We start from the raw sequence: 20444 nt of genomic DNA, 5'->3' as shown, positions 1-20444 counted from the left end.
TATGAAAAAAACGCTTTTTGGCATTTTGGGAGTAATAGTATTACTCTTTATCGCCTGGTTTGCCTTTATCTATTTTGTGCCTTATAGTGAAGGTACTAGAAGTGGTGAACTTATAAAATTCAGTAAAAAAGGGGTTATTTCAAAAACCTGGGAAGGCGAAATTAGCCAGGGAATTAGCGGCGCTCAAATCTTTCAATTTTCAGTTTTAGATAATAACCAGGAAGCCATTGAAGCCCTGCAGGAAAACGAAGGCAATTACGTAAGGTTGAAATATATGGAACGCTACGCCACCTTTTTCTTTTGGGGCGATACCAAATATTTTATAACCGAAGTAGAAGAAGCTCAATCCCCTCACTTTAGAGATAGATAAACTATGACTCATTTTAAACATGTAAAAGATTCCCAGGTAGACATTTCAGAATTAATGCTGCCTTCTCATTCAAATTTCAACGGAAAAATTCACGGAGGTTATGTGCTGTCTCTTATGGACCGCATTGCTTTTGCCTGCGCATCTAAGCATTCTGGCGCCTATTGTGTAACCGCTAGTGTGGATACCGTAGATTTCCTGAAACCCATAGAAATTGGCGAATTAGTAACTATGAAGGCTTCGGTAAATTACGTGGGTAATAGTTCTATGGTAATTGGGATTCGTGTTGAAGCCGAAAATATTAGGACCGGCGAGATAAAACATTGTAATTCGTCTTATTTCACCATGGTTGCCAAAGATGAAGATGGAAAGTCTTTACAGGTGCCCGGGCTTATTCTCACCAACGATCACGATATACGGCGTTTTGCGAAAAGTATAAAACGAAATAAGATGAAGCTGAACCGGAAAAAAGAATTCCATGAAACCGATTTTTCTTCAGAAGAATATGTGCATTTACTGGAAAATTATAAGGTTAAAATCGAAAAATAAACTAGCCATTGAAGTTTAACGGGTTTATAGCGGCAATCTTTTTAGCGATAATAATCGCCTATTTATTTCCTGAAGGAATTGTGCTCTTGCCGCTCAAGACCATCACCGATATTGGGATTGGTTTTATTTTTTTCTTCTACGGATTAAAATTATCTCCCGCAGAATTTAAATTGGGCTTTTTAAATTACAAGGTTCATATTGTGATCCAATTGGCCACGTTCGTGGTATTTCCTTTACTAACCTTGCTTTGTTTACCGCTTTTTGAGAATGGAACAGGTTCAGATCTATGGATCGCTTTATTTTTCCTCGGAACCCTTCCTTCCACGGTCTCGTCTTCAATAGTTATGGTATCCCTGGCTAAAGGTAATCTACCAACCGCAATTTTTAACGCTAGCCTTTCGGGACTCATCGGGATAGTTGCAACACCAATTTGGTTGAGTTTCTTTCTTAGTGGAAGCGCTGATTTTGAATTTTTAGATGTACTTATAAAATTATGCTGGCAGATAATTATCCCGTTAATTCTTGGGTTAATCCTGCAGAAATTTCTTGGTGATTTCGCCCGGAAACACAGCAAAAAATTGGGCTTGCTAGACAAAACAACAATTATACTAATTGTTTACTCCAGCTTCAGTAACTCGTTCTCTTCCAATATATTTAGCAGTGTAGAAACTCAGGATTTATTGAAATTAACCGCCATAGTTGTTTTGCTATTCTTTGTGGTATATTTTGGACTTGGTTTACTCTGTAATTTTTTAGGTTTCAGTTTAAAAGATAAAATAACCGCTCAATTTTGCGGCACTAAAAAATCGCTGGTTCACGGTTCTGTAATGGTAAAAGTGATCTTCGGAAATTCAGCAAATACAGGACTTTTACTTTTACCTATTATGATCTACCATTCTTTGCAATTGTTATTAATCGCTTTTTATGCGGAAAAATATAGAAAACGGGTTTCCAAAGCGGAAACTTTAGAAAATATTGCTTAGATGTAAGTTTTTATGTTGATTCTTGTTAGATGCTGAAACAAGTTCAGCATGACGATTTACTCAATAATGGAGATATCATTAAATTAGACCTCCGAATAAATTTCGGAGCAAGCTCTGAATCAAGTTCAGGGTGACGTTCATATTTTAAAATATTTAAAGATAGCTTGCAATTTCAGCGATACTTATTGTGAAAAAGATCCAGCCGAGAATTAAAAGAAGACCACCTAGCGGGGTGATAGGTCCAAGAATTTTTATCTTTTTTCCTGCTGAAGCACTTAGCGTCAAACCATAAATACTAAAGGAGAACAGGAATATTCCAATCATAAAAAACCAGGCAATAAGCTGCTGGGAAACACCAATGAACGGAAAAACAATTCCGGAAATTATAAGCATAATCGCGTGGTACATTTGGTATTTCACTCCTGTTTCAAAACTTTTTAGTTGATCTTCAGAAAAACGCTTCTTTAAAGCGTGGGCTCCAAAAGCACCAAAAACTAAGGCCAAGGTGCCGTAAATCCCACCAATTATTAGTACAATTTCTTTCATTAGTTATAATTAAAATCCTGAGAGGTTATTTATTTAAGTTAGAAAAACCTACAAAGTTTAAACACCTTGTAGGTTTCTTGATTTATTGTGTTGACTAAAAAGACCTGGCTTCGTCAAGCTGAACTTGTTTCAGCTTCTAGCATGTTTGAACTATCAACATCTTAGATTCTGAAACAAGTTCAGAATGACGATTTATAAAATCTTTTCAGATAGCCTATATTCTTTATATGCTAATTCTTATTTACTCAAATACATTTTTCTTCTACTGTACAGGTCGTAGAATTCATCGTCACGCAAGCTGTCAATAAAAAGAATACTTTCTCCTGTACTTTTCATTTCGGGTCCAAGTTGCTTATTCACCTTATGAAACTTATTGAAAGAAAATACCGGTTGTTTTATTGCATAACCTTCTAACTGGGGATTAAATTTGAAATCCTTGATTTTCTTTTCACCAAGCATCACTTTGGTCGCATAGTTCACATAAGGTTCTTTATAAGCCTTCGCGATAAATGGAACTGTTCTGGATGCTCTTGGATTGGCCTCAATGATATACACCATATCATCCTTTATCGCAAACTGAATATTGATCAAACCAACCGTGTTAAGCGCTAAAGCGATCTTACGGGTATGGTCTTTAATTTGCTCCATCACAAGATCTCCAAGGTTAAAAGGAGGTAGCAAGGCATTAGAATCTCCAGAGTGGATTCCGCAAGGTTCAATATGCTCCATTATTCCTATAATGTGAACATCTTCCCCGTCGCAAATTGCATCTGCTTCAGCCTCTATAGCGCCATCTAAATAATGGTCAAGCAATAGTTTATTATTCGGAATTTTCCTTAGAAGATCTACCACTGTTTCTTCAAGCTCATCTTTATTGATCACGATTTTCATTCCCTGGCCACCCAATACATAAGAAGGTCTTACCAGGATTGGAAAATCAAGTTCATCGGCTAGTGTCAGGGCTTCATCTGCAGTTTCGGCAGTTCCAAATTCAGGGTAAGGAATATCATTATCCTGAAGCAGTTTTGAGAAGCTTCCGCGATCTTCAGCAAGATCTAAAGCTTCATAACTGGTTCCCATAATTTTGATTCCGTAGCGGTCTAATTTTTCTGCAAGTTTTAAAGCAGTTTGACCTCCCAGCTGCACAATTACCCCTTCAGGTTTTTCGTGACGGATAATATCATAAATATGTTCCCAGAAAACAGGTTCAAAGTAAAGCTTATCGGCTACATCAAAATCGGTAGAAACCGTTTCAGGGTTACAGTTGATCATAATGGTTTCATAACCGCATTCTGAAGCGGCTAAAACACCGTGAACACAGCTATAATCAAACTCAATTCCCTGGCCTATCCTGTTTGGACCAGAACCAAGCACTACAATCTTTTTCCTGTCACTCACCTTGCTTTCGTTATCTACATAACGTTTGCCATCTGGAGTTTCAATTTCTGCTTCAAAAGTTGAGTAATAATAAGGCGTTTCCGCTTTAAATTCAGCTGCACAAGTGTCCACCAGTTTATACACCCGGTTTATACCTAAATCAACACGCTTATTGTAAACCTCACTTTCTAAACAGTCCAGCATATGGGCTATTTGCCTATCGGCAAAACCTTTTTGTTTTGCTTCGAGTAACAAGTCTTTAGGTAATGACTCTTTATCAAATTTAGAGATCTCTACATCTAAAGCGTAAAGCTCTTCGTATTGGCGCAAGAACCACATATCTATTTTAGTGATCTCGTGAATACGACTAAGCGGGATTCCCGCCTGAATGGCATCATAAATCACAAAAACTCGATCCCAGCTTGGGTAAGTAAGTTTTTCTATAATTTCGTCGTACTTGGTATAGCTTTTTCCGTCAGCTCCAAGTCCGTTTCTTTTAATCTCAAGTGATTGTGTGGCTTTATGAAGTGCTTCCTGGAAAGAACGCCCAATTCCCATCACTTCTCCTACAGACTTCATCTGCAAGCCTAAAGTGCGATCTGCGCCTTCAAATTTATCGAAATTCCAACGCGGAATTTTTACGATCACATAATCCAAAGAAGGTTCAAATAAAGCTGAAGTAGATTTAGTGATCTGGTTTTCCAGTTCATCTAAGTTATAACCAATTGCCAGTTTTGTTGCAATTTTCGCAATTGGATATCCTGTTGCTTTAGAAGCCAAAGCCGAAGACCTGGAAACCCTAGGGTTAATCTCTATCGCAATAATATCTTCTTTTTCATCTGGACTTACCGCAAACTGCACATTACATCCACCGGCAAAATCACCAATACTACGCATCATTTTTATGGCCATATCACGCATACGCTGGTACGTAGTATCACTTAAAGTCATTGCCGGTGCTACAGTGATTGAGTCCCCGGTATGGATTCCCATAGGATCCATATTTTCTATAGAACAAATAATTACCACATTATCGTTCTTATCTCTAAGCAGTTCTAATTCATATTCCTTCCAACCTAAAAGAGCTTTATCTATTAACACCTCGTGAATTGGTGAAGCTTCTAATCCATAAGTAAGCATTTCATCAAACTCCTCGGGGCCGTGTACAAAAGAAGCTCCACTTCCACCCAAAGTAAAAGAGGCTCTAATTACTAAAGGAAAACCAAATTCCTGTGCAACCTCTTTCCCCTGAAGATAAGAAGTTACAGTTTTCGCAGGTGCAACGGGAATTCCAATTCTTCCCATAAGCTGTTTAAACTTCTCGCGATCTTCGGTAATATTGATCGCATCTATATCTACTCCAATTAATTTGATTCCAAAATCTTCCCAAATTCCTTTTTCATCGGCTTCAATACAGAGGTTTAGCGCTGTTTGTCCTCCCATTGTAGGTAAAACAGCATCTATATTGGGATGCTTTTTAAGGATTTCAATAATAGACTTGGTGGTTAAAGGCTTTAGATAAACGTGATCTGCCATAGACGGATCTGTCATTATCGTTGCCGGATTGGAATTAAGCAGGATAGTTTCTATCCCATCTTCGCGTAACGAACGTAAGGATTGAGTTCCGGCATAATCAAATTCGCAGGCCTGACCAATAATAATAGGCCCGGAGCCAATAATCAGGATACTTTTAAGGTTGTTGTTTTTAGGCATTTTTCTTGGATTGTAGCATATTAAACATAAAAGTAAGGAAGCGTTTGGATATAAAAAAAGGCGTTACTAAGAAAGTAACACCTTTAAATATTTTAAAACCTAATTCTCATTAGTGCTTATGTCTGTTTTCAGAAGAGACTGATATTTTCTTTCTGCCTTTAGCCCTTCTTCTAGCGAGGACTTTTCTTCCGTTTGCACTAGCCATTCTTTCTCGAAAACCGTGCTTGTTTTTTCTTTTTCTCTTGGATGGTTGAAACGTTCTTTTCATTTTAAATATCTTTAAATCTTCTGAATAATCGTTTTTATAGCTCTCTGTAAAACTGCGTGCAAATATACAAAGCTTTTTAACTATTACAAGAGGTAATTTAAATTATTTTTAATTGTTTTTCTTACCTTTGCCGCTTCCAAAATAAATGCATTATATGTTTAATAAGAATATCAAGTTAGTTTTAGCGGGAGCAGTTTTAGGCCTTGCCATTTGGCAGTTTATAGAAGGAAATATTGGCAATGGCATTATGTTCATTCTACTTTCCTTAATTTTTGTGTTCCTGTATTTTAAAAACGAAATGATATTACTTGCTTTCTTGCGACTAAGAAAACAAGATTTCCCGGGTGCAAAGAAATGGTTGGATAAAATAAAAAATCCGGAAACTGCGCTTACCCAAAAGCAGCAGGGTTACTACTGGTATTTACATGGGTTAATGGTTTCTCAAACCAATATTACGCAGGCTGAAAAATTCTTTAAACGTGCTATTAAATTAGGTCTTGCAATGGATCAGGATTTGGCAATGGCAAAACTAAACCTTGCCGGCATCGCGATGACCAAACGCCGAAAAAGAGAAGCCACCAATTTACTTGCCGAAGCTAAAAAGCTGGATAAGCACGGGATGCTAAAGGACCAGATAAAGATGATGAAGCAACAAATGAAGAAAATTTAATTTTAAGATAATTTTAGTTAAATTCTGCTTTCGTTGATAATTCAAAAACTTTTAGCCGAAATATTGACCCCTTAACGATAAAATTTCAATGCTCCTTTCTTCTAAACTATCTTTGTTTTGATATAACGAAACAAAGTGCATGAAGAGATTTTTACTCCTCTTTTTTATAATTTTTGGCTTAAATATTCAAGCCCAAACAGAGAAAAGCGACAAGCTTTTTTTCTCTGATGCACTTGTTATGCACCTACCTAAGTATAATAAAGAAGCGAAAGCAGCCTACAGGCACCGGGAATTTGAAAAAGCTGAAAATCTATTTGATACACTGGTAGAAACTAAACTGAAAGGAACATATATAGATAACTTTAAATTCTTAAATCTTAGAGGAAAAGAAGTTGCGCTATATGATTTTAAAAAACCCGTCTATTTACTAACATACGCTTCGTGGTGCATTCCCGGAAAAGGAGAAATACCTGCACTCAACGAGCTGGCAGAAAAATACCAGGACAGAATAGATTTTGTAATGCTATTCTGGGATAAGAGAGAAACCGCTAAAGAACTATCAAAAAAGTTTAATTCTCATATCGAGGTGTTGTATGTAGATGAAACTACCAACAAACATTCGTATGTGGTAGAAAACATGAAACATTCATTAGGACTGCCGACCTGCTATTTAATTGCGGGTAACAAACAGATTATGAATATTAAAAGGAGTGTATTTCATCCTTATAATATCTCTAAGGAAAAGTCTTTCCAGCTTAATTATGAAGCGATCAATTCAGCGATCACCAATAATCTAATCGGGAATTCACAAGATAAGATCCCTGTCCAATTCAACGGTATCTCCCCGGAATAATTCTTTTTACTAATTCTATAGATTAAATTACAAAAAATCATCTTGGGGTAGATATAAAAAAAGATAACTCTATAGTAGCGGTGCCCAAAGTCTGGCAAGGGCTTCCCTTATTTTTTCTAAGGCGGGTCGCTGCATCCAATCTACTAAAATTAGCTCTGTAGTTTCCTTCAGGTCTTTTTTATAAACTTCAGTCATTTCTTTAGCCACCTCTTCGTCATAGAGAAAAGCATTAATTTCGAAGTTAATATCAAAGCTACGATTATCCAGATTACAGGAACCAATACTGGTTAAAACCCCATCTACCACCATAGTTTTGGCGTGAACCATTCCTTTATGATAATGAAAAACCTGCACTCCAGATTCCAGTAATTGTTCGATATAAGAATTAGTAGCATAACGCGCGATCACAGAATCTCCTATTTCGGGGATAATTATTTTTACCTCCACTCCTATTCTACTCGCCATACAAAGTGCGGTAAGAATTTGGTTGTTAGGGATAAAATAAGGCGTGGTGATATAAATATATTCATCAGCGGTATTGATGGCTATTAGAATAGCTTCCATAATATTCTGCCAATCGGTATCGGGACCGCTGGCGGCTATTTGCACCGCAGTTCTTTCTGGAATATCTATTTTCGGAAAAAGATTATCTTCTACCTTAAGTTCTTTTCCACTAATAAAATTAAAATTTAATAGAAATTGGGCCTGTAAGGATTTTACAGCGTGCCCCATAATTCTTAAATGTGTATCTCTCCAGAAAAGTTTTTCTTTGGGGTTTTCTTCAAAATTCACATATTCATCGCAGATATTAATTCCGCCTACAAACCCTATATTACCATCTATAATTGCCATTTTTCGATGATTTCGGTAATTTAATTTACGGGTTAGGTTTGGAAACCAAACGGGCATGAACGGATAAATCTCAATGCCACAGGACTTCATTTTCTTCACCGCCTTAGAAGAAAGCCTACTAGCTACAAAATCATAACTTACCCTTACTTTCACCCCTTCTTCGGCCTTTTCGCAAAGCAATAAAATGAGTCGGTTGCCTATTCTGCCACTATTAAAAATATAATATTCAATATGAATATGGTGTTTGGCATTTTTAATATCTTCAAATAAGGCTGAGAACTTATTTTCACCGTTTATAAGGACTGTGACTTTATTTTTAAAGGTAACCGGCTTTTTTTGGTTATTCTGAAGTAAACTAACCAGTTTTATTTTTCCCGCTATAAAATCCTGTTTTTTGTCAATAAGATCTTGCTCTTTCAGCATTAATTTATCTTCCCAATGCTGAATTATCTTTTGATCATAGAGCTTCTTTCTATTAAATAACTTGCTTTTTCTAAACTCCTGGGCAAAAAAGTAATAGATCAAAAGTCCTACTACGGGCAGAACAAATAGGGCGAAAATCAGGGAAATACTTTTCACCGGCTCCCTAAAGTGCATTAATTCGTAACCGGCCGTTATAAAAACGATTAGAAAATTGGCAGATAACAAGATCCACCAAATATTATCCAGGAAGTAATCCATTTATTTCACAGCAGTATAAGTATCTTCTTCAGGAATCTTGATTTCATATTCTCTTCGCGAAGCATTGTTTAAATGCGCTTCCCTTAACCAGGGATTATGAATTTTTAAAATCTTGTAGTTGATATCAAAATGTTTCGCAAAATCGGCAAAATCATTTACTACCGTATCTACTTTAACGGTTTTAGTGGGGATGTTTTTATAAAGATGTTTGTCTTCAAAATTGAATCCGTACTGATGTGGGTTGCTTAAGATCTCTTTTAATGCCAAAATTCTGAACATATACCTACCTGTTTCTTCTCCAAGCAGTAATTCATAATAATCATCAACTTTTTGGCGTTCCAACTGTCTTTCAACTCCTCTATTCCCCGCATTATACGCGGCAGCCGCCATTGTCCAGCTACCAAATTTTTCTTTAGATTTTTTAAGATAATCGGCGGCTACACGGGTAGACTTTTCAATATGGTAACGTTCGTCTACATTATCATTAATTTCCAGTCCATAATCTTTCCCGGTACCTTCCATAATTTGCCAGAACCCCCTGGCACCGGCAGGAGAAACCGCCTGGGTTAAACCGCTTTCAATTACAGCCAGGTATTTAAAATCATCTGGCACGCCTTCTTCCTTCAAAATAGGTTCAATGATTGGAAAGTATTTATTTGCGCGTTTAATTAAAAGCAGCGCATTAGATTGCCAATAAGTATTTACCAACAATTCCCTATCCATTCTTTCGTAAATATCCGGATCGTCTAAAGGCACCTCTTCCCCGGCAAAATTTACGTTTTCAGGCATTGGCAGCGCATAAATATTATAATCTTTTACCGGCCGGTCTTTTTTGGCAGTTTCAGCAGTTTCAGATGCTTTCTCTTCACTACCATCAGGCGACTGTTGGGTGGCCTGGATACTAAGGAACACGATAGTAAATAGTCCCACTATTACTAAAGCAGATTTTAAAATTTTCATAGCAATTAATTTATTTTTTATTTTCTTCTTCTATTTTTCCTGAAAGTATTAATTGGGGCAGGTACTTATTAAACCAACGATAGCGATTTAAAATCATTATATGGGTACCGTTTTTTACTGTAATACAATCTGAAATATATTTAATCGGGAAGATCTCGTCTTTATCCCCGTGGATGTGAATAATCCCTTCCCGGGCTTTGGCACAATTCCATAAAACCATATTTTTTATGGCCCAATCCAGATAACGCTGATTTCTAACTGAAAGATACTGCCGGTAAAGTTTCGCCCTTTTTTTTATAAAATCTCCTACCGCAATTTTTTCAAAATGATCTACATAATCTAACAAACTTGTAGGTATAAGTTTAAATAAACCTGTACTGGCGGCGTATCGCATACGCCTTGGCAATTCTTCTCTACATTTTACGCTAGAAATAATGATAAGCCTTTTTAGGTCAAGACTCTTTGCCATTTCCTGCACAATAACCCCGCCAAAAGATACTCCAATCAAGACTACATTTTCGTGCTTTACATATTTATTCATACGCAGAGCATAACTTTTTAGGCTTTCATCTCTTTGGGGAATAATCCATTCTAAAAAATGCATTTTAAAATGATCTTCCGGAAGTTTTATATTTTCGAAAATGGATGAATTTGCAGCCATTCCCGGCATAAAATAAACATGAATCAACTCCTTCTCTTCAGTCATTTTAACAAGTATATAACACTACAAACTGGCCTAAAGCCGTAAATTTACTTATCAAAATTACTGCTATTTATTTGGCTTTCACAATTGAAAGATTAAAAATAATGGACAAATTTTTAAAGCCTTTAATTTTACCTATTACTGCTAATATTTCAGTTACGAAGGCTTTATTTAACTACCTTTACAATAACCATCCAAAAAAAAATTTACTAGCTAAACTATATCGCTATTGGCGATAAAAATATGCTGTCTTAAAGGTTTATAACAGAAAAAAGAGAAATGATGAATGCTGAAGAGATTATAATTACCGATAATGAGTTCTTAAGACAATTTGAAACCACAATTAAGGAGCAACTTGCCACAATAGAATACTCACAACAGGAACGAAAAATATTCCTTACCAAGGTTTTTATGCCTGAATCGCTAAAGGAAGAAGGTTACATGGATATTTTTATTGAAGCGGTTTTAGAAGAAATTAAAGATCGAAATACCCGCGTGATGCCTACCAGTCCAGACGTTGCAAAATTCATGCGCAAGAACAGAAGAAAATATAAGGACCTTTTACCGGTAGGAATAAATATTTAAACCGCTACTTTTTCTGAAGCAAATTCAAACCTAACCATTCCATCTTCGTCAATTGAAGTCAGTTCTATTTGATGAAGTGTATTTACCAATGCAGGATCCCAGGGTGCTTTCACCTTTACATAGTTTTCTGTAAAGCCGTGAATGTATCCTTCTTTATTTTCCCCTTCAAAAAGTACGGTACAGGTATTTCCTAGCTGACTTTCGTAAAACGCCCTTCTCTTTTTAGCTGAAAGTCCACGCAACATTTTGCTACGCTTTTTTCTAACTTTAGTAGGAACCACACCTTCCATTTCTGCTGCAGGAGTATTATCGCGCTCAGAATAAGTGAAAACGTGCAGGTAAGAAATATCTAATTCATTTAAATAATTATAGGTTTCCAGGAAGCGTTCTTCGGTTTCCCCGGGAAAGCCAACAATAACATCAACACCAATGCATGCATTGGGCATTACTCGTTTAATTTGCGCCACTCTATCGGTATAAAGCGAACTCATATAACGACGCTTCATCAATTTAAGCAAAGCGTCACTTCCACTTTGCAATGGAATATGAAAATGAGGCACAAATGTATTACTATCGGCTACAAAATCTATGGTTTCGTTTTTCAGTAGATTAGGTTCAATAGAAGAGATTCTTAGACGTTCAATACCGTTTACCTCATCTAAAGCTTTCACCAGATCAAGAAAAGTATGTTCGTGCTTTTTATTACCGAATTCTCCTTTTCCGTAATCTCCAATATTTACTCCGGTAAGTACAATTTCCTTAATTCCCTTTGCTGAAATTTCAGCGGCATTAGTCAAAACATTTTCCAGTTTATCGCTTCGTGAAATTCCACGAGCCAAAGGTATTGTGCAATAAGTACATTTATAATCACACCCATCCTGCACTTTTAAAAATGCGCGGGTTCTGTCTCCTATAGAATAAGCGCCTACATAAAAGTCGGCTTCATCAATTTCGCAGGAATGAACTTCCCCCATATCATTTTTAGAAAGATCGTTAAGATAATCGGTGATTTTAAATTTTTCAGTCGCTCCAAGCACTAAATCTACTCCATCTACATCGGCAAGTTCCTCTGGTTTCAATTGCGCATAGCAACCCACGGCAATCACAAACGCATCTTCGTTCACTTTTTGCGCTTGTTTTACGATGGTTTTAAAGCGTTTATCGGCATTCTCGGTAACCGAACAGGTATTGATCACATAGATATCAGCTTCTTCATTGAATTCCACACGCTTAAAACCTTCATCTTTAAAAGATCTTGCAATGGTAGAAGTTTCTGAAAAATTGAGCTTGCAACCCAAGGTATAAAATGCGACCTTCTTTGTATTCATACACCTGCCTGTTTCTGTAGAAGTTAAACGATTTTTAGGGCTGCAAAGATACCAACAATTATTGTTTTAGGAAAACATTGTTTTGATTTCGGTTATCAGTTATCGGTTTGTGGTTAAGTCGTTATTGCGAAGAGGCGATAGCCGACATGGCAACCTGTACTTGAATATTGCATTCAAACGTCATTCCGGATATAAATAAACTAGATCCTGAAACAAGTTCAGGATGACATGGTGAACAGACACTTCTAATAAAAGACTGCTTCTCCCGATTATCATGACGATAATATCACTATACTCCTACAGAAGCAATTACAATCTCAGATTCCAGAGTAATTTTCGTTTTTATAGAATTGGAGATCAAACAGGCTTTTTCGCTCTTTTCTATGATGCGTTTTGCTCTTTCAGCATTATTTTCGTCGGTGATTTCCAAAACCGGTTTCAGTATAATTTCTGTCATTTGAAATTTACCTTCAACTTTATCCAATTTCCCTATTGCCGTAGATTTAAAACTGATAAACTCCAGTTTAGAATTTTCAGCAATAGCCAGGAAGGTGGTCATCAAACAACTTTCTACCGCAGCAACCAGAAAATGTTCCGGAGACCAAATGTTGGGCATTCCTTTAGGAAAATCTGGCGGAGTGGCGGTTTCAATGGTGTCGGTTAATTAGGGAGAGGAAACTTCTCCTTTTCGGTCTTCTTTCCAGGTTAGGTCTACCTGGTATTCGTGATTATCTGCCATTACTTTATAATTTTAATCCCAAAACCGGGCAATTAATGCTGCAAAGTAACAGCGATTAAAGTCTATAAAGTATGACTCAGGTCAGCTTCACAAAAGACTTTAAGATTCAATAAACTCTTTAAGTGTTTTTACCACGTAGTCCAGCTCTTCTTTGGTATTAAATCGCGAAAATGAAAACCGTACCGATGGTTTTTTGAGGTCTTCTTCCTCTAAAAATGCATTTAACACGTGAGAACCTTTATCACTACCGCTTTGGCAGGCGCTTCCCTTAGAACAGGCAATACCTTTTAGATCTAATTGAAATAAAAGCATTAGCGCTTTATCCTGGGGCACCGGCAAACATACATTTACCAGCGTATAGGTACTTTTTTCAAGATCGGAACAATCTCCGTTGAATTTCACCCCTGGAATTTCAGCTTTTAATTTTGAAATAAAATGAGCTTTTAGATCACTTATATAGGCTTTTTCTTCGGCTAAATTATCTAAAGATAGTTTTAAAGCTTCTTCCAGGCCTACAATATTATGAACCCCTTCTGTGCCGGCACGATGGCCACGCTCCTGCTCTCCTCCAAAAATAAGTGGTTTTAATCCGCTGTTTTTTCTAATAAAAGCAAATCCCACACCTTTTGGGCCGTGAAATTTATGAGCGCTCACCGCGGTAAAATCTACCGGGATTTCACTAAAATCAAGATCATAATGCCCTACCGATTGTACACAATCTGAATGAAAAATGGCGCCGTTTTCTTTGCAAAGTTGCCCTACTTTTTTAATATCCAGTTTATTCCCAATCTCGTTATTTACGTGCATCAGGCTTACCAGCGTCTTTTTATCTGAAGTTTTCAGTAATTCTTCTAAATGATCATCTTTCACATTTCCGCAGGAATCCAGATCAACATAAACTACCTCTACATCAAAACAATCCTGAAGCTGCTCTACGGTATACAAAACTGCGTGGTGCTCTATTTTTGAAGTTATTATGCGCTTTACCCCAAGATCGCGAACGGCAGAATTTAAAGCCAGGTTATCGGCTTCGGTCCCGCCAGAAGTAAACACTATTTCTGAAGCTTTTACATTCAAATAACCGGCTACGGTTTTACGCGCCTGCTCAATTAAAGATTTAGCAGATCTTCCAAAAGAATGGGTAGAAGAAGGATTTCCATAAACCTCTTTCATCACAGAGGTCATTCGGTTAATTACTTCGTCACGCATTTGCGTGGTTGCGGCAGAATCTAGGTATACATTTTTCATCGCCGCAAAATTAAACGAAATAAAATTATTTAAAAGAACCTGCCCTAAGAATTCTTAATTCCGCTATTTTTGTTTCAGTTTGAATATACGTACACCTATGAAAAAGATCTTTGCAGCCCTATTATTTTCTTTTGCGCTTTACTCCTGTGACGATGGCGATATTACCGTAACCAGTTTTGACCTGGAAGACAGCGATCTAAGCTTATGCGAAATTGACGGCAAAAAAGTACTTTGGGTAGTTAATAATGAAGATGTATACGAATCCATGTCTCTGGAATTAGATGATAACAGACTAAACGATACACTTACGCAAAGAATTCTAACCTTAGATGTAAATGATGAACCTATAGAAATTAATCTTTCGGGAGAAGGTAACAGGTTGGTGTATAGAATCTACGACGGGGAAATAAACGGAAGAGATTATTTTTGCCAGGGAGTACCGCCAGGATCTCCACGGGTACTAGAAGAATATGTTTCTGCCGGGGGAACTGTGACGATAACTACCAGTTTCAACGATCTTGCTTTGGATGCAGATGCCGACGGCGATGGCTTACTTAATGCTGAGGAAGGCTATGATCCCGATGGAGGAAATCACCTGGACACCGATGGCGATGGCATTCCTGATTATTTAGATATTGATGACGATAATGATAATGTTCCGACAGAAAGTGAAATAACTGCGAACCCGGGAGAACCAACCACAGAAGAAGGCTTTTTGAATACCGATGGTGAAGATAATCTTCCCGATTATCTAGACCCTGACGATGATAACGATGGTGTTTTAACCCGGCACGAGGTAAGACAATCTGAAGTAGAAGCAGGAAATATAGACCCACGATCTTTGATAATTGCCGATGATGGTGTTGCGAATTACCGAAAAAAAGAACTTAGCGAAATTAGTTTTGAACACGAGCTTCAACTAGACCACTCTATTAACAGAGATTATAGGTCTAATATAGTAATCGAAGATTTTAACCTAATTCGCCAGGATGGCAGCGGGGAAGATATTCGTTTTGACTCTTATAATTTAGGAAGACTTGTTGTAAATAATATTCCTTTTGAACTACTAACAAACCGGCAACAAGAATTACTGGATGCAGAAGAGGAAAATGAGGAAGAAAACGAAGAAACTACTACTAACTAAGCATTTTGAAAAATATAAACTTCTGTAGCTCCCAGACCGTATTTTTGGTAATCGGCGTCATAGAATTTTAGGTTGTCGTAGCGACCCAGGAAAAAATCGAGTTCTGCTTTTAGAACACCCTCGCCTACCCCGTGAATAAAAACAATTTTCTGTATTCGTTTGCTAATTGCAAACTCCAATTTCCTTTTAGCGGTTTCCATTTGTAGGTTAAGTATATCATAATTACTCATCCCACGAGAAGACCTGGTTAGTTTTTCTATATGCAGGTCTACCTCCATTGGCGGCAGGTTTCTTTCTTTCGGCTTTATTCGCTGTGACTTTGGTTTTGGAGGCAGCTTTTTTTCCGCTAAAACCTTGTCAAAATCCACGTCTTCAGATAAAGCTTCAATAGGTCTTTCTATTTTCACCAATTCCTCTTCGGTAAACTCCATTTCAAAACCATCGGTAGTTTCAATATAGACTTTTCCGGCTCCGGCTTTTATTACATAGCCTTCCAGCACATCATCTAAAACTGCGACCTTATCACCTTTTTTCAGCTCCATTATTCTTTATTTTCTTCTTCTTTATGATCATCTTTTGTCTCTACCCAAAAATTGGTTGCACGATAAAGCCCCAACATAATTGTAATTAAACCAATGATCTTAAAGTAAGCGTGAGCACCTTCAGCAGCAATGGCATAGATTAGAAGTCCGCCGCCAAACACTATCAAAATTGTATTTATAACTTGAGAATTGTTCATTTTTTTACCTGTTATCCCTTATTTTAAAGCTGTTAAAAATAACGGTTCTTGTATTTACAGCAAAGTTACAGGAATTATGAGGCAAATTTACTTCTTAGCTTTTATTTTATCTTTTTACCACGGAAATGCGCAACTGCATATTTCTCCTTCCATAACCGGGGATTCTTATATCTATCTTAGTGACCGGTTTCTATATGTTGAAGACGATATTTCGCTAAAAAAGAATAATTCTCCTGATACCGAAGCCAGTATTTACCTGCGAAAGGAATCACAATTATTGCAGGGTGAAAAAAGCACTAATAAAAATTCGGGGAATGGTTGGCTCTCCGTTTTCCAGGAAGGCACCTCTAATGCTTTTGATTATAACTACTGGGCGCTGCCGATTACAGATAATATAAGCGCTAATCAATTTGGAGCGGTAATTTTCCAACCCAAAACACAAACTCGAAGTAAATCGGTTCTCGTTACAAACGATTTAGAAGGCAGGGCAAATCCTTTAAAAATTTCCAGTCGCTGGATTTACAAATACTCGGGAAGTGAGTACACTGACTGGCAGCACGTGGGAGTTAATTTTGATGTAGCACCAGGGCAAGGATTTACCATGAAAGGTGTGAACGGCAGCGACCACACGATTATAAATGGAGTAGAAAACAACCCCGGAAACAGGCAACGCTATGATTTTAGAGGTTTACCAAATGACGGAGAAATAAAAGTGCTTATTAAAAATGAAAAAAGTGTTTTAATAGGTAACCCCTATCCTTCTGCCCTTCATTTAAAAAGTTTTCTATTCGAAAATCCGGCAAGTACGGGAATCGCTTACTTCTGGGACTCCAGAGATAACGGTGATTCACATTATTTAAAAGATTACGAAGGTGGTTATGGTTCTTATTCTCCCGGAGCGAACGCTTATGCCCCGGCAGTTTTTAAAACCTATGATGGCGGCGGAGAGGAAACAGGAAATTCAGGAGCAAATGGTGCACAAATAGCCCGTGAGTATAGTCCTATTGGGCAGGCCTTTATGCTAACCGGAAAGAGTGATGGTTACATCCATTTTAAAAATTCTCAAAGACGATTTCAGAAAGAAAACTCGCAAACTTCAGAATTTAAAAATCAGCAAAAAAGCGAGATTCCATTATTAAAACTTAATGTAGGTTTTAACGATTTATATACGCGCCCACTTTTGTTAGCCTTCCGGGAAGATTCTTCTAAAGAAGAAGATTGGGCTATGGATGCAAAAATTTACGGAGTGCTGGAAAATGATGCAGGTTGGAATATTGCAGAAGCTTTCTATAACATCCAGGTTAGACCTTTCAGAAAAAATGATAAAATCCCGCTATTTATAAATTTAGCTGAAGCTTCAAAATTAACTTTCAGTCTGGACGATTTCAGAGATTTTGAGAGCGAGAATATCTTTCTTTTTGATTCCGAATTAGAAACCTATAATCAATTAAATCTGGATGATTTTTCTATAGACCTGGAAAAAGGAAATTATAGTAATCGATTTTTTATTAGCTTTATGCGGGAAAAGGAAGACAATATCCTATCCGAAACCACTGAAGAGGAATTGGATTTTTTATTTCCTGACGCGCTCATTGTTCAAAACAATCTAAAAGCGCAATTGGAGATACAGATGGTGCAATCTGATTTAAAACAAATATTATTATACGACCTTAACGGACAAATGATTTATAATAAAAGAATAGCCATTGGAAGTACCAAACATAATTTACCAACTTCGGGATTACAAGATGCGATCTATATCGTAAAAATTATTTCTTCTGAAAACCTTGAATTCACCAGTAAAATTAGCATCAAAAATTAGTTATGGAAGAATTTATGTTGCCTTGTCTTAACAAAAGCCTTACCGGGGTAGATTGTTTTGGTTGCGGAGGGCAACGTGCGTTATTACTGGTTTTTAAAGCAGAATTCAGCCAGGCTTTTTATATGTTTCCGGGAATCTATCCCATCTTAATTTTACTTGCTTTTCTAATTCTAAACCTATTTGTGAAATTCAGGTATGATTTTCAGATAAAAATTGCACTTATAATTTTTAGCGGTGCGGTAATGCTCATAAGCTATTTAATAAAAATGAACACTTATTTACAACTAACCCAATAAACCAAACTTTATGGAAAGACAACAATTACCAAATTCAACCTTAATTTTAATTTTCGGGATCCTCTCTATTATTGGATGCTGCTGTTACGGAGTACTCGGAATTATTTTCGGGATCATTGCACTGGTAATGGCAAAGCGAGCCACAGAGATCTATAATGCAGAACCAGAATTATACACCGGTTACCAAAATGTAAAAACCGGTAAAATTCTTGCCATTATAGGCCTGGTTTTAAGTGCCATTAGTTTAATAAGTTCTATTGTTATGCTTATTATGTACGGCGGATTTGAAGGAATCTACGAAATGCAGGAAGAAATTCTAAGAGAGATTGAACAAAATCAATAAAAATTGATTCTGAAAAAATAAAAAAAGCCTTTTAAACGTCATCCTGTCCCGAAGCTTCGGGATGGTTTCAGAGCCTGCTCCGAAATTTATTCGGAGATCTATAAAGATAATTACTGATCTTATGTTAGAAGCTGAAACAAGTTCAGCTTGACAAAATTAGGAGCTTTCAAATAACCTGTTTTTCAAAACAAAAAAAGCCAGCTATTTCTAGCTGGCTTTTTCGTGAATATATTTTAAGAATAGAATTACTTTTCAAATTGCTTTAAAGTAGAAGTAATAATATCTACACAATCTCTAAGTTGTTCTTCGTTCATCACCAGTGGTGGCGCAAAACGAATTATATTTCCGTGGGTTGGTTTTGCTAAAAGTCCGTTTTCCTTTAGCGCCATACAAATATCCCAGGCTGTAGAGCTATCTTCTGAATCGTTAATTACGATTGCATTTAATAATCCGCGGCCTCTTACCAATTCTACAATATTAGAATCTTTTATAAAGTCGTCCATCAATCTTCTAAAAAGATTTCCGAGTTTACGCGCATTTAAGGCTAGTTTTTCATCTTTAACCACATCTAATGCAGCTACAGCAGTTGCAGCGGCTACAGGATTTCCTCCAAAAGTAGACCCGTGTTGTCCCGGCTGAATTACATTCATCACCTCATCATCTGCCAATACCGCAGAAACAGGATAATTTCCTCCAGAAAGTGCTTTCCCTAAGATCAAAATATCTGGTCTTGTATAAGTTTCCTGGCGCTCGCAATGGCCTTCGCAAGTACAATTACCACAAACGGCTAATAAAGCTCCGGTTCTGGCGATCCCAGTCTGGATCTCATCGGCCATAAAAAGCACATTATGCTTATTACAAATCTCTTTAGCTCTTTTCATATAATCGTTAGCAGGCGTATAAACTCCTGCTTCCCCTTGAATAGGTTCTACTAAAAAGCCGGCTATATTATCATTTTCTGTAATTGCTTTTTCTAAAGCATCTGGATCATCATAAGCTACTTTTATAAATCCTGGCGTATAAGGACCAAAATTCTTACGAGCTCCTTCATCGTTAGAGAAAGAAATTATCGTGGTTGTTCTTCCGTGGAAGTTATTTTCACAAACAATAATTTGAGCGTCTGTTTCTTTAACTCCTTTCTTTTCGTAAGCCCATTTTCTGGCGATCTTTATGGCAGTTTCCACAGCTTCTGCCCCAGTATTCATTGGCAAAAGTTTATCGAACTTAAAATAATCGGTGGCATATTTTTCGTAAGCACCAAGAACGTCGTTATGGAAAGCCCTTGAGGTAAGTGCTAATTTTGAGGCTTGCTCATACATAGCATTTACAATTTTAGGATGACAATGTCCCTGATTTACCGCGGAATAAGCAGAAAGGAAATCGTAATATTTCTTTCCTTCTACGTCCCAAACATGAACTCCTTCCCCTTTGCTTAATACAGCGGGAAGAGGATGGTAATTATGAGCTCCATGTTTATCTTCCAGGTTAATGGCTTCTTCTGAGGATTTAATTTCTGCTAATGGCATTGATTTAATTTTTTAACTGTTAACTTTCATAAATTCCTTCTTTTGCTCCCAGCCAATATCTAAAGAGTCTGAGCCGCAAGGGAGAGAAATCATCCAAAATTCAAGTTTTCGCAAATTACTAAATGTTTGCCGAAATTTTAAGCAACTCAGGG

22 protein-coding genes are annotated in these 20444 nt (G+C 37.0%); 10 read left to right on the top strand and 12 right to left on the bottom strand.

The genetic code is table 11. The features are described from left to right. Position 1 precedes the first annotated feature (1 nt). Genes B5440_RS08390 through B5440_RS08380 form a run of 3 tightly spaced genes read left to right on the top strand, consistent with a single transcriptional unit; the run spans position 2 to position 1899 of the window. On the top strand, positions 2–370 hold the full coding sequence (locus tag B5440_RS08390) for a 6-phosphogluconate dehydrogenase (protein WP_070053124.1): 369 nt from the start codon (positions 2–4) through the stop codon (positions 368–370). Positions 371–373: 3 nt separating this feature from the next. After that, a complete protein-coding gene (locus B5440_RS08385) occupies positions 374–916 on the top strand; it encodes an acyl-CoA thioesterase (RefSeq protein WP_070053129.1) in 543 nt (180 codons plus the stop codon). Positions 917–924: 8 nt separating this feature from the next. After that, a complete protein-coding gene (locus B5440_RS08380) occupies positions 925–1899 on the top strand; it encodes a bile acid:sodium symporter family protein (RefSeq protein ID WP_070053131.1) in 975 nt (324 codons plus the stop codon). A 153-nt stretch (positions 1900–2052) separates the two neighbouring features. On the opposite strand, the gene B5440_RS08375 is transcribed toward B5440_RS08380, so the two are convergent. From B5440_RS08375 to rpmH, 3 genes are all read right to left on the bottom strand, one after another. Then, positions 2053–2445 (bottom strand): DUF423 domain-containing protein, encoded by a 393-nt coding sequence (locus tag B5440_RS08375; protein ID WP_070053132.1) that lies wholly within the window; start codon positions 2443–2445, stop codon positions 2053–2055. Positions 2446–2682: 237 nt separating this feature from the next. Further along, the gene (gene carB / locus B5440_RS08370; RefSeq protein WP_070053133.1) at positions 2683–5535 is read right to left on the bottom strand and encodes a carbamoyl-phosphate synthase large subunit; all 2853 of its coding nucleotides are present in this window, start codon (positions 5533–5535) and stop codon (positions 2683–2685) included. Positions 5536–5644: 109 nt separating this feature from the next. Continuing rightward, positions 5645–5803: a 50S ribosomal protein L34 gene (gene rpmH / locus B5440_RS08365; protein ID WP_075327124.1), complete on the bottom strand. Its 159-nt coding sequence runs from the start codon at positions 5801–5803 to the stop codon at positions 5645–5647. Positions 5804–5957: 154 nt separating this feature from the next. Between rpmH and B5440_RS08360 the strand changes: the two genes are divergently transcribed. Both B5440_RS08360 and B5440_RS08355 read left to right on the top strand, forming a co-directional pair. Then, positions 5958–6473, top strand: a complete 516-nt coding sequence (locus B5440_RS08360; RefSeq protein WP_057481108.1) for a hypothetical protein — start codon at positions 5958–5960, stop codon at positions 6471–6473. Positions 6474–6612: 139 nt separating this feature from the next. Further along, complete coding sequence (locus B5440_RS08355) at positions 6613–7326, top strand: TlpA family protein disulfide reductase (protein ID WP_070053134.1); 714 nt, start codon at positions 6613–6615, stop codon at positions 7324–7326. A gap of 69 nt (positions 7327–7395) precedes the next feature. On the opposite strand, the gene cls is transcribed toward B5440_RS08355, so the two are convergent. Genes cls through B5440_RS08340 form a run of 3 tightly spaced genes read right to left on the bottom strand, consistent with a single transcriptional unit; the run spans position 7396 to position 10525 of the window. Next, complete coding sequence (gene cls, locus B5440_RS08350; protein ID WP_070053135.1) at positions 7396–8859, bottom strand: cardiolipin synthase; 1464 nt, start codon at positions 8857–8859, stop codon at positions 7396–7398. Then, positions 8860–9819, bottom strand: coding sequence for a lytic transglycosylase domain-containing protein (locus tag B5440_RS08345; RefSeq protein WP_070053136.1), 960 nt, complete (start codon positions 9817–9819; stop codon positions 8860–8862). It lies immediately after the preceding gene. Between the two features lie 10 nt (positions 9820–9829). Then, entirely contained in the window at positions 9830–10525 is a 696-nt protein-coding gene (locus B5440_RS08340) for an alpha/beta fold hydrolase (RefSeq protein ID WP_070053138.1), read from the bottom strand. Between the two features lie 279 nt (positions 10526–10804). Between B5440_RS08340 and B5440_RS08335 the strand changes: the two genes are divergently transcribed. Continuing rightward, on the top strand, positions 10805–11107 hold the full coding sequence (locus B5440_RS08335) for an N-acetyltransferase (RefSeq protein ID WP_070053139.1): 303 nt from the start codon (positions 10805–10807) through the stop codon (positions 11105–11107). Here the strand turns inward: B5440_RS08335 and mtaB are convergent. The 3 genes from mtaB to B5440_RS08320 all read right to left on the bottom strand — a co-directional run bounded on the left by mtaB (position 11104) and on the right by B5440_RS08320 (position 14422). Then, positions 11104–12435, bottom strand: a complete 1332-nt coding sequence (gene mtaB / locus B5440_RS08330; protein ID WP_070053141.1) for a tRNA (N(6)-L-threonylcarbamoyladenosine(37)-C(2))-methylthiotransferase MtaB — start codon at positions 12433–12435, stop codon at positions 11104–11106. The two genes, B5440_RS08335 and mtaB, sit on opposite strands and share 4 nt — an antisense overlap. 289 nt (positions 12436–12724) lie before the next feature. After that, positions 12725–13051 carry an OsmC family protein gene (locus B5440_RS08325; protein WP_232755975.1) on the bottom strand — a complete coding sequence of 109 codons (327 nt, stop codon included), beginning with the start codon at positions 13049–13051 and terminating at the stop codon, positions 12725–12727. 222 nt (positions 13052–13273) lie between these two features. Next, complete coding sequence (locus B5440_RS08320; RefSeq protein WP_070053143.1) at positions 13274–14422, bottom strand: cysteine desulfurase family protein; 1149 nt, start codon at positions 14420–14422, stop codon at positions 13274–13276. Positions 14423–14519: 97 nt separating this feature from the next. On the opposite strand from B5440_RS08320, the gene B5440_RS08315 reads away from it, so the two are divergent. Next, on the top strand, positions 14520–15566 hold the full coding sequence (locus tag B5440_RS08315) for a hypothetical protein (protein ID WP_070053144.1): 1047 nt from the start codon (positions 14520–14522) through the stop codon (positions 15564–15566). Here B5440_RS08315 and B5440_RS08310 read toward each other — a convergent pair. Continuing rightward, positions 15563–16108 (bottom strand): Smr/MutS family protein, encoded by a 546-nt coding sequence (locus B5440_RS08310; protein ID WP_070053146.1) that lies wholly within the window; start codon positions 16106–16108, stop codon positions 15563–15565. The genes B5440_RS08315 and B5440_RS08310 overlap by 4 nt on opposite strands. Then, complete coding sequence (locus B5440_RS08305; RefSeq protein WP_070053148.1) at positions 16108–16305, bottom strand: hypothetical protein; 198 nt, start codon at positions 16303–16305, stop codon at positions 16108–16110. Before B5440_RS08305 ends, B5440_RS08310 begins: the two co-directional genes overlap by 1 nt. A 76-nt stretch (positions 16306–16381) precedes the next feature. Here B5440_RS08305 and B5440_RS08300 point away from each other — a divergent pair, with 76 nt between their 5' ends. Genes B5440_RS08300 through B5440_RS08290 form a run of 3 tightly spaced genes read left to right on the top strand, consistent with a single transcriptional unit; the run spans position 16382 to position 18766 of the window. Next, a complete protein-coding gene (locus B5440_RS08300; RefSeq protein ID WP_141728106.1) occupies positions 16382–18127 on the top strand; it encodes a T9SS type A sorting domain-containing protein in 1746 nt (581 codons plus the stop codon). Between the two features lie 2 nt (positions 18128–18129). Continuing rightward, complete coding sequence (locus B5440_RS08295) at positions 18130–18423, top strand: DUF2752 domain-containing protein (protein WP_070053151.1); 294 nt, start codon at positions 18130–18132, stop codon at positions 18421–18423. Between the two features lie 10 nt (positions 18424–18433). Beyond that, positions 18434–18766 (top strand): CCC motif membrane protein, encoded by a 333-nt coding sequence (locus B5440_RS08290; RefSeq protein WP_070053152.1) that lies wholly within the window; start codon positions 18434–18436, stop codon positions 18764–18766. 245 nt (positions 18767–19011) lie between these two features. Here B5440_RS08290 and rocD read toward each other — a convergent pair whose 3' ends face one another. Next, a complete protein-coding gene (gene rocD, locus B5440_RS08285) occupies positions 19012–20292 on the bottom strand; it encodes an ornithine--oxo-acid transaminase (protein ID WP_070053154.1) in 1281 nt (426 codons plus the stop codon). Positions 20293–20444 lie beyond the last annotated feature (152 nt).

Origin of the sequence: Salegentibacter salarius (assembly GCF_900168265.1) — a bacterium.
GTDB classification, from domain to species: Bacteria; Bacteroidota; Bacteroidia; order Flavobacteriales; family Flavobacteriaceae; genus Salegentibacter; species Salegentibacter salarius.
Note: the sequence above shows the minus strand (reverse complement) of the source record. Positions and strands in the feature narration are given on the sequence as shown.